The 14064-nt window shown below is 60.6% G+C and carries 13 protein-coding genes and 1 tRNA gene; 9 read left to right on the top strand and 5 right to left on the bottom strand.

Going from position 1 to position 14064, the window contains the following annotated elements:
• Positions 1–168 precede the first annotated feature (168 nt).
• The 6 genes from ACA047_RS20335 to ctpM all read left to right on the top strand — a co-directional run bounded on the left by ACA047_RS20335 (position 169) and on the right by ctpM (position 6199).
• Entirely contained in the window at positions 169–474 is a 306-nt protein-coding gene (locus tag ACA047_RS20335; RefSeq protein WP_497352343.1) for a PepSY domain-containing protein, read from the top strand.
• Positions 474–785, top strand: a complete 312-nt coding sequence (locus ACA047_RS20330) for a PepSY domain-containing protein (protein WP_497352341.1) — start codon at positions 474–476, stop codon at positions 783–785. Before ACA047_RS20335 ends, ACA047_RS20330 begins: the two co-directional genes overlap by 1 nt.
• Entirely contained in the window at positions 785–1453 is a 669-nt protein-coding gene (locus ACA047_RS20325) for a response regulator transcription factor (protein ID WP_497352339.1), read from the top strand. The genes ACA047_RS20330 and ACA047_RS20325 overlap by 1 nt, the downstream gene beginning before the upstream one ends.
• Complete coding sequence (locus ACA047_RS20320; protein ID WP_497352337.1) at positions 1450–2763, top strand: sensor histidine kinase; 1314 nt, start codon at positions 1450–1452, stop codon at positions 2761–2763. The genes ACA047_RS20325 and ACA047_RS20320 overlap by 4 nt, the downstream gene beginning before the upstream one ends.
• A gap of 269 nt (positions 2764–3032) precedes the next feature.
• A complete protein-coding gene (locus ACA047_RS20315; RefSeq protein ID WP_497360460.1) occupies positions 3033–4349 on the top strand; it encodes a Na+/H+ antiporter family protein in 1317 nt (438 codons plus the stop codon).
• 170 nt (positions 4350–4519) lie between these two features.
• Positions 4520–6199 carry a methyl-accepting chemotaxis protein CtpM gene (gene ctpM / locus ACA047_RS20310; protein ID WP_497352335.1) on the top strand — a complete coding sequence of 560 codons (1680 nt, stop codon included), beginning with the start codon at positions 4520–4522 and terminating at the stop codon, positions 6197–6199.
• Positions 6200–6430: 231 nt separating this feature from the next.
• On the opposite strand, the gene trhP is transcribed toward ctpM, so the two are convergent.
• The gene (trhP, locus tag ACA047_RS20305) at positions 6431–7756 is read right to left on the bottom strand and encodes a prephenate-dependent tRNA uridine(34) hydroxylase TrhP (protein WP_497360458.1); all 1326 of its coding nucleotides are present in this window, start codon (positions 7754–7756) and stop codon (positions 6431–6433) included.
• 146 nt (positions 7757–7902) lie between these two features.
• Between trhP and ACA047_RS20300 the strand changes: the two genes are divergently transcribed.
• Complete coding sequence (locus ACA047_RS20300; RefSeq protein WP_497352332.1) at positions 7903–8964, top strand: AI-2E family transporter; 1062 nt, start codon at positions 7903–7905, stop codon at positions 8962–8964.
• Here ACA047_RS20300 and ACA047_RS20295 read toward each other — a convergent pair.
• From ACA047_RS20295 to ACA047_RS20285, 3 genes are all read right to left on the bottom strand, one after another.
• Positions 8961–9143, bottom strand: coding sequence for a hypothetical protein (locus ACA047_RS20295; protein ID WP_186614868.1), 183 nt, complete (start codon positions 9141–9143; stop codon positions 8961–8963). The two genes, ACA047_RS20300 and ACA047_RS20295, sit on opposite strands and share 4 nt — an antisense overlap.
• Before the next feature lie 88 nt (positions 9144–9231).
• Positions 9232–9426, bottom strand: a complete 195-nt coding sequence (locus ACA047_RS20290) for a hypothetical protein (protein WP_497352329.1) — start codon at positions 9424–9426, stop codon at positions 9232–9234.
• Between the two features lie 244 nt (positions 9427–9670).
• Positions 9671–9746: transfer RNA gene (locus ACA047_RS20285), tRNA-Asn, on the bottom strand.
• 233 nt (positions 9747–9979) lie between these two features.
• On the opposite strand from ACA047_RS20285, the gene ACA047_RS20280 reads away from it, so the two are divergent.
• Positions 9980–10207 (top strand): hypothetical protein, encoded by a 228-nt coding sequence (locus ACA047_RS20280; RefSeq protein WP_497352327.1) that lies wholly within the window; start codon positions 9980–9982, stop codon positions 10205–10207.
• Between the two features lie 127 nt (positions 10208–10334).
• On the opposite strand, the gene ACA047_RS20275 is transcribed toward ACA047_RS20280, so the two are convergent.
• On the bottom strand, positions 10335–11531 hold the full coding sequence (locus tag ACA047_RS20275; RefSeq protein WP_497352325.1) for an amino acid aminotransferase: 1197 nt from the start codon (positions 11529–11531) through the stop codon (positions 10335–10337).
• Positions 11532–11863: 332 nt separating this feature from the next.
• Here ACA047_RS20275 and uvrB point away from each other — a divergent pair, with 332 nt between their 5' ends.
• Positions 11864–13879 (top strand): excinuclease ABC subunit UvrB, encoded by a 2016-nt coding sequence (uvrB, locus tag ACA047_RS20270; protein WP_497352323.1) that lies wholly within the window; start codon positions 11864–11866, stop codon positions 13877–13879.
• The last annotated feature ends 185 nt before the right edge of the window (positions 13880–14064 follow it).

Raw genomic sequence — 14064 nt, 5'->3', positions numbered from 1 at the left:
CTTGCTCGCGATAGCGGTGCGTCAGTCTCATTGATGTTAACTGACAGACCGCAATCGCGAGCAGGCTCGCTCCCACAGGATTTTTGTCCCCGTGATGGCAATTCAGTTTCAGTTAAGTTCACCCCGATACAGTCCCCCCAGTGAAGACTTATGAAAAGGAGATAAACCATGAACCGCTTGCCTGCCTTTTTCATCGCGATGCTCATGGCCGTCAGTGGCCTGGCCCACGCACGAGACCTCGCCGACGACGAAGCCCGCAGACTGCAAGACGCTGGTACCATTCTGTCCGTTGAAAAACTCAATGCCGCTGCATTGGCCAAGCACCCTGGCGCTACCTTGACCGATAACGAGCTGGAAGAAGAGTACGGCAAGTACCGTTTTAAGGTGGATCTGCGCGATGCCAAGGGCATTGACTGGGACCTGGAACTGGACGCTGTCACCGGCATCGTGCTCAAGAATCATCAGGATACGTAATGAAGCTTAATTTATGCGCCCGCAGCCAATGGACGCTGGGGCTGCTGGCGTTCTGCTCGGTGGTCATGGCCCGCGACCTGGACCAGGACGAGGCCCTGCAATTGCGCCAACAGGGCGTGATCCTGCCGCTGGAGCAGTTGCTGCAACAGGCAATGGATCTGCACCCTGGCGCCAAACTGCTGGAGGCCGAGCTGGAGGAGAAACGCGGCGTCTATATTTATGAGGTTGAGCTGCTGGATACCGACGGCGTCGTGCGCGAACTGGACCTGGAGGCCGCGACCGGCCGTTTACTCAAAGATAAGGAAGACTGATGCGCCTGCTTCTGGTGGAAGATCACGTTCCCCTGGCCGACGAACTGATGGCCGGGCTTACACGACAGGGCTACGCCGTCGATTGGCTCGCCGATGGTCGCGACGCGGTGTATCAGGGCAGCAGCGAGCCTTATGACCTGATCATCCTCGACCTCGGCCTGCCGGGTGTGCCGGGGCTCGAGGTGCTGGCGCAATGGCGCGCCGGGGGCCTGAGCACTCCGGTGCTGATCCTCACCGCCCGCGGTTCCTGGGCTGAGCGTATCGAAGGTCTCAAGGCCGGAGCCGACGATTACCTGACTAAACCTTTTCATCCCGAAGAACTGCACCTGCGGGTCCAGGCGCTGCTGCGTCGCTCCCACGGCCAGGCCAACCAGCCGACGCTCCAGGCGGCCGGGCTGCATCTGGATGAAGGCCGGCAATGCGTGATTCGCGACGGTGCGGAGATCCAACTGACCGCCGCCGAATTTCGACTGTTGCGCTATTTCATGCTTCACCCCGAGCAAATTCTTTCCAAGAGCCATCTCGCCGAACACCTGTATGACGGTGAGACCGAGCGTGATTCCAACGTGCTGGAAGTGCACGTCAATCACCTGCGGCGCAAATTGGGGCGCAGCGTGATCGAAACCCGTCGCGGCCAGGGTTACCTGTTCGGCGGGCAGGCGCAGTGAGATCGATCCAGCGACGCCTGAGCCTGGGCCTGATCGGTGTGATGTTGGTGGTCGGTCTGGTCCTGGCGCAAACCAGTTTGTGGCTGTTCGAGCTGGGCTTGCAGCGTTACCTGGAAGCAGGGCTGCGCAACGACAGCGAGAACCTGCTGGTGGCCCTGGTGCGTGGCCCGCAGGGTTTGCAACTGGATGAGCGCCGCTTGTCGCCGGCTTATCAGCGACCGTTTTCCGGGCATTATTTCCGCATTGATTTTGCCGATGTGCACTGGCGTTCCCGCTCCTTGTGGGACCAGGAATTGCCCCGGCTCGACCATCCGGGCCTGCACAGCAACCTGCAGTTGGGGCCCGAGGGGCAGAAACTGCTGGTGCTGCGCACCGACTATCGGCGCCTGGGCCAGGCGATTTCCATCAGCGTGGCCCAGGACTACACGCCGGTGCGTGACAGTTTCCGGCGGATGCAGCAGATCGGCCTCGGTCTCGGGTTGGCGGGGCTGTTACTGATTCTATTGTTGCAGCGCATCACCGTGCGCCGCGCCTTGCGCCCGCTGGATAGGGCCCGGGAGCAGATTGCGCAGTTACAGCGCGGGCAGCGCTCGCAACTCGATGAACAGGTACCCCGGGAATTGGAACCGCTGGTGGCGCAAATCAACCATTTGCTGGCCCACACCGAAGACAGCCTCAAGCGTTCGCGCAACGCGCTGGGTAATCTGGGCCATGCCCTGAAAACCCCGCTGGCGGTGCTGCAGAGCCTGGCCTCGAACGAAAAACTCGATCCTTATCCGCAGTTGCGCAAGCTGTTGCTCGAGCAACTGGAACAGGTCCGGCAGCGCCTGAACCGCGAACTCAACCGCGCCCGGCTGTCCGGCGATGCCTTGCCCGGCGCGCACCTGGACTGCGATGCTGAACTGCCGGGGCTGCTGGCCACGCTGAACATGATCCACGGCGAACACCTGCAATTGAGCTACATCACCCCGCCAGGCTTGCACCTGCCCTGGGACCGTGAAGACCTGCTGGAGCTGCTGGGCAACCTGCTGGACAACGCCTGCAAGTGGGCAGACGCCGAAGTGCGCCTGACCGTGACCGAAACGGTCGAGGGTTTCAGCCTGGCGGTGGAAGACGACGGCCCAGGCATTCCCGAGGATCGCCGCGACCAGGTGTTCAGCCGGGGCACGCGGCTGGATGAGCAGACCGATGGACACGGCTTGGGGCTGGGCATTGTGCGAGACATCGTCGACACCTGGGGCGGGACGCTGGCGTTGCACGACAGCGAGTGGGGCGGGCTGAAGGTGCTGATCGAGTTGCCCAAGCGCTGAAGTGTGCACTAACCCTTTGTGGGAGGGCCACAGATCTTCAGTCTGACTTGGACCCCTGTGGGAGCTTGCTCGCGATGGCGTCGGGTCAGCCACATCAATGTCAACTGACAGACCGTTATCGCGAGCAGTCTCGCTCCTACATTGGTTTGTGGTGACTGCAAACCTTGTGAAAACCCGCTGTATGACGCTTGCAGCTTGCGGCCGCTTGCTGCAAAGTCGCGACCTTTTTGTCCGGTGGCTCTCCATCGCTGTGCTTTGAGGTAACGATGATAAATGCAGTAATTGCCGCGGTTGGCGTCATGCTGGTGCTCAGCCTGTCCCGCGTGCATGTGGTGATCGCGCTGATTATCGGCGCATTGGTGGGTGGCCTGACGGGCGGCCTGGGCATCGAGGCGACGCTCAAGGCGTTCAACGCAGGCCTTGGGGGTGGCGCGACGGTGGCGTTGTCCTACGCCTTGCTCGGCGCTTTCGCAGTGGCGATTGCCAAGTCCGGCATGGCTCACGCCCTGGCCGACAAAGCCCTGGCCTTGGTAGACCGCCAGGACGCCGCCGGTGGCTCTGGCGTCAAATGGGTTCTGATCGGCCTGCTGGGAGTGGTCGCGGTCGCCTCCCAGAATATTTTGCCGATCCATATCGCCTTCATCCCGCTGCTGGTGCCGCCGCTTCTCTATGTGCTGACCAAGTTGCAACTGGATCGCCGGTTGATCGCCTGCGTCATGACCTTCGGCCTGATCACGCCTTACATGTTCCTGCCGGTGGGCTTTGGCAACATCTTCCTCAACGAGATCCTGCTGGCCAACATCTCTCGTAGCGGTGTGGACGTCAGTGGCATCAACGTCACCCACGCCATGGGTATTCCGGCGCTGGGCATGGTGTTTGGCCTGTTGCTGTCGTTGTTCTCCTACCGCAAGAAACGCGTCTACGACCTGAAAAAAATCGCCCGGGTCGAGCAAGTGGCGGTGCGCTACAACCCGCTGAGCCTGATGGTGGCCGGGTTTGCGGTTGCGGCGGCGTTCGCGATTCAGTTACTGGTGGATTCGATGATCATCGGCGCCCTGGCCGGGTTCCTGATTTTTTCGTTATCGGGGGTGGTGCGCTGGCGTGAGGCCGACGACCTGTTCACCGAAGGCATGAAAATGATGGCGATGATCGGCTTCATCATGATCGCAGCCTCCGGGTTCGCCGAAGTGATGAAGGCCACCGGTGAAGTCCAGAGCCTGGTGGAAACCTCGGCGGCCTGGATCGGCCACAACAAGGGCGTCGGCGCGCTGATGATGTTGCTGGTAGGGCTGCTGGTGACCATGGGCATCGGCTCGTCGTTTTCTACGGTGCCGATCCTGGCGACGATTTTCGTGCCGCTGTGCCTGCAATTGGGCTTCAGCCCGCTGGCGATCGTCTGTATTGTCGGCACCGCCGGCGCCCTGGGCGATGCCGGCTCGCCTGCGTCGGACTCGACCCTGGGCCCGACTTCCGGCCTGAACATCGACGGCCAGCACCATCACATCTGGGACACCGTGGTCCCGACCTTCATCCATTACAACCTGCCATTGCTGGCGTTCGGTTGGGTAGCGGCTATGGTGTTGTAACTCAAGACCCAATCGCCTTCATCGCGAGCAGGCTCGCGATGGGGCCTGCAAATTCAGCGATCCTATTCACTGACCGCTCGCGCTAATCGTCTCACCTTGTCCTACAGTTTTGTCATGCCGTGCCGTTAATACAGCTAACCACGCCAATAACACCAACAAGAGTGAACAGCATGCGCCTGAGCCTGAAGGCTAAAGTCCTGTCCCTGGCAATACTGCCCGTATTGCTGTCCGCCGTAATCATCAGCTTGACCACGGCTTTCATCCTGGAGGAGCAGGCTAACAAAGAAGTCCAGCAGACTCGCGAGCGCTTGCTTGCCGACGCCAAGGCCACGCTACAGAACTACGTGGCGGTGGGACTGACCGCCATCAAGCCGCTGTACGATGCCGCTGCTGCGGGTGATACCGCGGCACGGGCCGAGGCGATCAAGCTGCTGTCGAGTGTCAGCTACGGCAAGGACGGCTACTTCTTTGGTTACGACTCCGAAACCGTGCGCCTGTTCAAGGCCAACAGCGCCGACGGCGTGGGCAAGAGTTTCAAGGACAACCGCGATCCGAACGGTGTCTACGTCAACCGCGACCTGGTGAAAGTCGCCAAGGAAGGGACCCACTATCTGGAATACAGTTCGCCACTGCCCAACAGCCAAGAGCTGGTGCCTAAGCTCGGCTACACCGAATACCTGCCCAAGTGGGACATGGCGGTCGGCAGCTCGGTGAACCTGGACGGCATCGAAGCCCAGGTGGCCCTGGTGCAAGCCAAGGTTCAAGAACGTCTGCAAGGTGTGGTGCTGAGCATTGTCGGTATCGCCGCCGTGGTATTGCTGGTGATTGCGGTGGTGGGGATGTTGCTGGCCAACGCCATCCTGCGGCCGCTGAACCTGATGAAAGACAATCTCGATGATATCGCAGCGGGCGAGGGCGACTTGACTCGCCGCCTGGCCATCACCAGTCAGGACGAACTCGGCCAACTGGCCGGCTCGTTCAACCGCTTCGTCGACAAGATTCACGGCCTGGTGCGGCAGATCACCGACATGACCTCGCAACTGACCGGGTTGGTGACGCAAGTTTCCGAACAGGCCCAGCGCTCCGAGCAAGCCATGGAGCGCCAGCGCCACGAAACCGATCAGGTCGCCACGGCCATCAACGAGATGTCTTCGGCGGCTCAGGAAGTGGCACGCAGCGCTCAGGGCGCCGCCGTCGCGGCCCAGCAGACCGACGAAGAAGGCCAGTCTGCCAAACGAGTGGTCGCCGGCAGCATCCAGCAGATTCATGCGTTGGTGAACGATATTCGCAGCAGCGGGGTGTCCCTGGACAGCCTGCAGCAGGATGTGGCCTCGATTGTCAGCGTGCTCGGGGTGATCCGTTCGATCGCCGAACAGACCAACCTGCTGGCCCTCAACGCCGCCATCGAGGCCGCTCGTGCCGGGGAGGCCGGGCGTGGTTTTGCGGTGGTGGCCGATGAAGTTCGGGCCCTGGCCAGCCGGACCCAGCAAAGTACCCAGGAAATCCAGGGCATGATCGACCGCCTGCAATCGGGTACCCATGCGGCGGTGGAAGCGATGCGCCGCTCCAGTGAAGCCGGCGAGGGCACTTCTGTGCGGGCCAACGAGGCCGGGGCGTCCCTGGACACCATGGCGCAGTTGATCGGCACCATCAATTCGATGAACGCCCAGATCGCCAGCGCTGCTGAAGAACAGACCGCCGTGGCCGAAGAAATCAACCGCAGCGTGCATCAGATCGCCGTGGCGGTGGACAGCGTTGCCGACGAAACCCAACTCGGCGCCCAGACCTCCCGCAGCCTGGCCGACCTGGGCCAGCGCCTGGGCAAACTGGTGGGGCAGTTCCGGATCTGATTCGTACAGGTTTCCCACGCAGGAGCGTGGGAATGATCAAGGCAAGGGAGCTGCCGAAGGCTGCGATCTTTCGCTCTCGATCCAGATGTTTTGCCTTGGGTAACCAGGCCCTATCGGGAAAAAAGGATCGCAGCCTTCGGCAGTTCCGGCCAAGGGTTGTAAGCCTATTAATGTAGGCGCTCAGAATCCGGTGTTAACCACCATTCCCACAGAGAAATAGCACTGCTGGCGCTATGGCTCCCCCACATCCCGCATCAACAATCCAAACCGTAGATCCACCGCATCCGGAATCGGCACATACACCACATGCCCATCTCCCGGCGCCACGTCGATGCTTTGGCCTTTGACGTTCTGCAACTGATGCAGGTCGAAGTGGAAGTTGCCCTTGGGGGTCATCAATTCCATGTGATCGCCCAGGGCGAAGCGGTTCTTGACCCGCACTTCGGCCAGGCGTTCGCGCCGCTCGCCGGTCAGCTCGCCGACGAACTGCTGGCGCTCCGATACCGAGCTGCCGTTCTGGTAGTTCTGATATTCATCATGCACATGGCGCCGTAGAAAACCTTCGGTGTAGCCGCGCTGGGCCAGGGATTCCAGGTTGGCCATCAGGCTGCGGTCAAACTCCCGGCCGGCCACCGCGTCATCGATTGCCTGGCGATACACCTGAGTGGTGCGTGCGCAATAGAAGTGCGACTTGGTTCGGCCTTCGATTTTCAAGGAATGCACGCCCATGCGGGCCAGCCGCTCCACGTGCTGCACCGCCCGCAGGTCCTTGGCGTTCATGATGTAGGTGCCATGCTCGTCCTCGAAGACCGGCATGGATTCTTCCGGGCGGTTGGCTTCCTGGAGCAGGAACACCTGGTCGGTGGGTGCGCCAAGGCCCAGGGTCGGCTCGGGTTGATAGGTGTGCACGATATCGCCCACGGTGTTTTCCACCGCTGGTTGCGCCGAGTATTTCCAGCGGCAGGCGTTGGTGCAACTGCCCTGGTTGGCGTCGCGCTTGTTCAGGTATCCCGACAGCAGGCAACGCCCGGAATAGGCCATGCACAGCGCGCCGTGGACAAACACCTCCAGCTCCATGGCCGGCACCTGCTCGCGAATTTCGGCGATTTCCTCCAGGGACAACTCCCGGGACAGGATGATCCGGCTCAAGCCCTGCTGTTGCCAGAACTCGACGCTGGCCCAGTTCACGGTGTTGGCCTGCACCGACAGGTGAATCGGCATCTGCGGGAAATGCCGGCGAACCAGCATGATCAGGCCCGGGTCGGACATGATCAGGGCGTCCGGCGCCATGGCGATTACCGGCTCCAGGTCTTTGAGAAAGGTACGCAACTTGGCGTTATGCGGGGCAATGTTCACCACCACATAGAAACGCTTGCCCATGGCCTGGGCCTCGCGAATGCCCAGGGCCAGGTTGGCGTGGTCGAATTCGTTGTTGCGCACCCGCAAGCTGTAACGCGGCTGGCCGGCGTACACCGCGTCGGCACCGTAGGCGAAGGCATAGCGCATGTTTTTCAGGGTGCCGGCGGGGGCGAGCAGTTCGGGGGCAACGAGGGGCATGGTGGCGTCGGATCGCAAAAAGCGGCGAGGGTACGCCACGGTCGGCCCGGCGGTATTGATCTGGATCAATGCTGGGCCGCAGATCAACGGCACTCCGGCAAGTCCTGGCTGACTAACCTTTATCGTGCCCCGGACATGGAAAGCAAATGAACCGAAAGAGTCTGCAATACAAATCCCAGATACTGCTGCTGATTATGGTCAGCATCGCCTTCATCTGGATCCTCTTGCCGTTCTACGGCGCGGTGTTCTGGGCGGTGATCCTGGGCATCGTCTTTGCCCCGATGCAGCGCCGCCTGCAATCTAAATTCGGCTGGCCGCGCAATGTCACCTCGCTGTTCACTTTGAGCATTTGCGTGGTGTGCGCGATTTTACCGGTGATCATCATCAGCACCTTGTTGGTCCAGGAAGGGGCAACGTTGTACAAGAGCCTGGAAAGCGGGGAGCTGGACATTGCCGATTACCTGGCTCGATTCAAGGACGCCCTGCCGCCGTACTTCCAGCACCTGCTGGACCGCTTCGGGCTGGGTAACCTGAATGGGTTGCGGGACAAGATCGTCAAGAGCGCGATGCAGGGCAGCGAATTCTTTGCCACCCAGGCGTTCAGTTTTGGCCAGGGCACGTTTCAGTTCCTGGTGAGTTTCTCTGTGATGCTTTATCTGCTGTTTTTCTTTTTGCGCGACGGCCCGGAACTGGTGCGCAAAGTGCGCATGGCCATTCCCTTGGCCGAGCACCAGAAGCGTCGCCTGCAGTTGAAATTCAACCGCGTGGTTCGGGCAACGGTGAAGGGCAACTTGCTGGTGGCGATCAGTCAGGGGGCTTTGGGCGGGCTGATCTTCTGGATCCTGGGAATTCCGACAGTATTGCCCTGGGCGGTGCTGATGGCGTTTCTATCGCTGTTGCCGGCCGTGGGTGCAGGCATCGTCTGGGTGCCGGTGGCGGTGTATTTCCTGCTTTCCGGGGCTATCTGGCAGGGTGTGGTGCTGACGCTGTTCGGGGTCTTCGTGATTGGTCTGGTGGACAATTTCCTGCGTCCGATTCTGGTGGGCAAAGACACGAAAATGCCGGACTACATGGTACTGGTCTCGACGCTGGGCGGGCTGGCGGTGTTCGGGTTGAACGGGTTTGTGATCGGGCCGCTGATCGCCGCGTTGTTCATGTCGTGCTGGGCGTTGTTTGTCGAAAGCACGCCTCGGATACAACTGCCTTAGGCCGTCAACACGTAGGGACCGATGCGTTGCGACAGGGCTTGGGCGGCGGGCAGAGAAGTCAGCGGGCCGCTGATGGTCACGCCGTCCTGCACCAGATACCAGCAGGCCAACAGACCGCGTTCCCTGAGCGGGGCGGGAACAGCACTGCCAATGACAGACATGATTTGAACCTTGGGCATGGGAACCTCCATCAATCGATGGAGTTACCTTACGACTCAGCCGGGGGGACGAAAAATCAACCGGCTCGATAGTAGGAATCGATGCCGCTCAGTCGACGACCAGGTCGAGCATGTGCACAACTTCGTGTTCGTTGAGTATGCCCTTGCGTACCAGGTTTTCCGCCAGCAGCGAAAGAAACTTGGCGCTGCGATGGCCTTCCAGGTGCTTGAGTTCAGTCAGCGCGTTGTACACCTTGCTGGAGGTGCACAGTCCGACAATGCGGTGGGGGTTTTGTGTTGGCATACCTTCGTCCTTGTTTTTATGGCTGTTGTTGGCGGACAGCGCGAGTTTGCGGCACTGTCATGACACCCACGTGACAGCTTGGGTTGTAGGAAAAAGAAAGCAGGATTCAGACCATAATGCCTTTTTGGCGCCGGATTATTGTTCCGGTAGCGATTTCGGGCAGGCTTACACAGCCATCAGCATGATTTTCGCCTACAAAAAAGCCCCTGAATCTTTCGATTCAGGGGCTTGATTTGCTGCTGTCTGGCTCCACGACCTGGACTCGAACCAGGGACCCAGTGATTAACAGTCACTTGCTCTACCAACTGAGCTATCGCGGAATGACGCGTATGTTACTGATTGGAAAAGAGAAGTCAAGCTTCTATTGCCGGGCGGCGGGTGTCTGATGCCCGTTGACGGTCAATCCACGATTGGCAGTTACCACAAGGGCAGGAGAGGGCTACCATGGTCCTCCGGAAGTGGCAGGATGCGCTGCCGGTCATTCGCCGAACAAGGTACGCGCCATGAACCACCTGTTACCGCTTCACACAGCCAGCCGCATCGAGGTGTCCCTATGAGCACCGCGCAGATCAGTTTGCCCAAGGGTGTGGGGCCTCACGCCGAGAAACTTTACGATGCCATCACCCAGGCCAGCACCGCCGATGAACTGAACCGTGCCGGTGGCAAGGCCGAAGGTTTTGTCCTGGGGCTGGAAAGCACCAAGGCTATCAAGAGTCAGGTCGCTGAATCGTTGTATGTCATCTACGACGATGCGGCGAACCAGCGGGCGACGGAGTTGTAGCTTCGACGAGAATGTTACGTCTAGTGCTTTTGTGGCGAGGGAGCTTGCTCCCTCGCCACAGGTTAGGCAGGCACAGGCCATAAAAAACGGGAAGCCATAGGCTTCCCGTTTTTCATTTCGCCGAGCTTCAGATCACCTGAACAATCGCCTTGGTCACTGCATCAATGTTGTTCTGGTTCAGCGCGGCCACGCAGATGCGGCCGGTGTCCAGGGCATAGATGCCGAACTCGTTGCGCAGGCGCATCACTTGTTCAACGGTCAGGCCGGAGTAGGAGAACATTCCGCTCTGGCGTGCGACAAAGCTGAAGTCGTGATGCGGAGCAGCCTTGGCCAGCATGTCCACCATCTGGTTACGCATACCGCGAATGCGCAGGCGCATTTCGGCCAGTTCCGCTTCCCACTGGGCCCGCAGTTCGGGGCTGTTGAGCACGGCGGCGACGATGCTGGCGCCGTGGGTCGGCGGGTTGGAGTAGTTGGTGCGGATCACGCGCTTGACCTGGGACAGCACGCAGGCACTTTCTTCTTTCGATTCGCTGACGATCGACAGGGCACCAACGCGCTCGCCATACAGGGAGAACGACTTGGAGAACGAGCTGGACGCAAAGAAGGTCAGGCCCGATTCGGCGAACAGGCGCACGGCCGCCGCGTCTTCTTCGATGCCATCACCAAAGCCTTGGTAGGCCATGTCCAGGAATGGAACGTGGTTCTTGGCCTTGACCACGGCCAGCACGTTTTTCCAGTCTTCCGGGCTCAGGTCCACGCCGGTCGGGTTGTGGCAGCAGGCGTGCAGCACAACGATCGAGCGATCGGGCAGGGCTTTGAGGTCTTCCAGCAGGCCGCTGCGGTTCACGTCATGGGTGGCGGCGTCGTAGTAGCGGTAGTTCTGCACTGGGAAGCCGGCGGTTTCGAACAGCGCGCGGTGGTTTTCCCAGCTTGGGTCGCTGATGGCCACGACAGCGTCAGGCAGCAGTTGCTTGAGGAAGTCGGCGCCGATTTTCAGTGCGCCAGTGCCGCCCACGGCCTGGGTGGTGATGACGCGACCGGAAGCGATTAGCGGAGAGTTCTTGCCAAACAGCAAGGTCTGGACCGCCTGGTCGTAGGCTGCAATGCCATCGATCGGCAGGTAACCACGGGAAACGTGCTGAGCCACGCGAATCGTCTCGGCTTCGACCACGGCGCGCAGGAGTGGAATGCGCCCCTCCTCGTTGCAGTAAACACCCACGCCCAGGTTGACCTTATTGGTACGGGTATCGGCGTTGAATGCTTCGTTGAGGCCCAGGATGGGGTCGCGTGGTGCCAATTCGACAGCGGAAAACAGGCTCATTATTGCGCGGCTCTGAATGGAGTGTGAGGGGGACGTGTCGCGCTCCAGCCGAATGCACTAGAGCGGTGCACAAACGGGGAGCTAGTATAAAGGCCATCACCGGACACGGCGACAGGCGATTCGACTTTTACGGTAAGTATTTCGATTTTTTTCGACCGTTAGTCCCCTCGCAGCGTCAAAGTCTTCAAGGCGTGTAGGACCTTCGTCTTGAAAGCGAAGGCATTCACCTCCACATTGTGTGCATCCCAGCTTTTTCCTCGGGCGACATCAGTCGTTTCGGTCTTTCTCATTCCTGTCGGCTGGCCGACAGGGGTGAACCCAGAGGTTATGTTATGTCTGAATTCCAGCTAGTTACCCGATTCCAGCCCGCCGGCGACCAGCCGGAAGCCATCCGCCTGATGGTCGAAGGCATCGAGGCCGGGCTGGCGCACCAGACGCTGCTCGGTGTGACTGGCTCGGGCAAGACCTTCAGCATCGCCAACGTGATCGCCCAAGTGCAGCGCCCGACCCTGGTGCTGGCGCCGAACAAGACCCTGGCGGCGCAGTTGTATGGCGAGTTCAAGGCGTTTTTCCCGAATAACGCGGTGGAGTATTTCGTCTCGTATTACGACTACTACCAGCCCGAGGCCTACGTGCCGTCGTCGGACACCTTTATTGAGAAGGACGCCTCGATCAACGACCACATCGAACAGATGCGACTTTCGGCGACCAAGGCGCTGCTCGAACGCAAGGACGCGATCATCGTCACCACGGTGTCGTGCATCTACGGTCTGGGCAGCCCGGAGACGTATCTGAAGATGGTGCTGCACGTGGACCGTGGCGACAAACTCGATCAGCGAGCCTTGTTGCGACGCCTGGCGGACTTGCAATACACCCGCAACGACATGGATTTCGCCCGTGCGACGTTCCGGGTGCGTGGCGATGTGATCGACATCTACCCGGCGGAATCGGACCTGGAGGCGATCCGCATCGAGTTGTTCGACGACGAAGTGGAGAGCATTTCTGCGTTCGATCCGCTGACCGGCGAAGTGATCCGCAAGCTGCCACGCTTTACCTTCTACCCCAAGAGCCACTACGTGACGCCGCGGGAAACCCTGCTGGGCGCTATCGAGGGGATCAAGGTCGAGTTGCAGGAGCGACTGGAATACCTGCGCTCGAACAACAAACTGGTGGAAGCCCAGCGTCTGGAGCAGCGGACCCGGTTTGACTTGGAGATGATCCTGGAGCTGGGCTACTGCAACGGTATCGAAAACTACTCGCGCTACCTGTCGGGCCGACCGGCGGGCGCGCCGCCGCCCACGTTGTATGACTATCTGCCGGCCGATGCCTTGCTGGTGATCGACGAGTCCCACGTCAGCGTGCCCCAGGTCGGCGCGATGTACAAAGGCGACCGTTCGCGCAAGGAAACCCTGGTGGAATACGGGTTCCGCCTGCCGTCGGCCCTGGATAACCGGCCGATGCGCTTCGACGAATGGGAAGGCGTGAGCCCGCAGACGATTTTTGTCTCGGCCACCCCCGGCAACTACGAGGCTGAGCATGCCGGCCGGGTGATCGAGCAATTGGTGCGGCCGACCGGGCTGGTCGACCCGCAGATCGAAGTACGCCCGGCGCTGACCCAGGTCGACGATTTGCTCTCGGAAATTAGCAAGCGTGTGGCGTTGGAGGAGCGGGTGCTGGTCACCACGCTGACCAAGCGCATGGCCGAAGACCTCACCGACTACCTGGCCGACCATGGTGTGCGGGTGCGTTACCTGCACTCGGACATCGACACGGTGGAGCGGGTCGAGATCATCCGCGACCTGCGCCTGGGCACCTTCGATGTGCTGGTGGGTATCAACCTGCTGCGCGAAGGCCTGGACATGCCGGAAGTGTCACTGGTGGCGATTCTCGACGCCGACAAAGAAGGTTTCCTGCGCTCCGAGCGCTCGTTGATCCAGACCATCGGCCGCGCGGCGCGTAACCTCAACGGTCGCGCGATTCTTTATGCCGATCGCATCACCGGCTCCATGGAGCGGGCCATCGGCGAGACCGAGCGCCGTCGCGATAAACAGATTGCCTTCAACCTCGCCAACGGCATCACCCCCAAAGGCGTGTTCAAAGACGTCGCCGACATCATGGAAGGCGCCACCGTGCCGGGCTCGCGCAGTAAAAAGCGCAAGGGCATGGCCAAGGCCGCCGAAGAGAGCGCCCGCTACGAAGCCGAACTGCGCTCGCCGAGCGAAATCACCAAGCGTATCCGTCAGTTGGAAGAGAAAATGTATCAATTGGCCCGGGACCTGGAGTTCGAAGCGGCGGCGCAATTGCGCGACGAGATTGGCAAGTTGCGGGAGCGGTTGTTGGCTGTCTGAGGTTTGCGGCGGCTGTAAGGGCCTCTTCGCGAGCAAGCCCGCTCCCACATGAACCAAGTTGCCTAAGTTGCACGCGGTCCCCTGTGGGAGCGGGCTTGCTCGCGAATGGGGCGCCTCGGTCTGGCAGACGGATCCTGGTATTAGCCCTACATCAGGTCCCTCTCACTGGAGCCCGCCCGCCATCG

It is taken from the genome of Pseudomonas sp. LBUM1664, from assembly GCF_059695895.1.
Note: the sequence above shows the minus strand (reverse complement) of the source record. Positions and strands in the feature narration are given on the sequence as shown.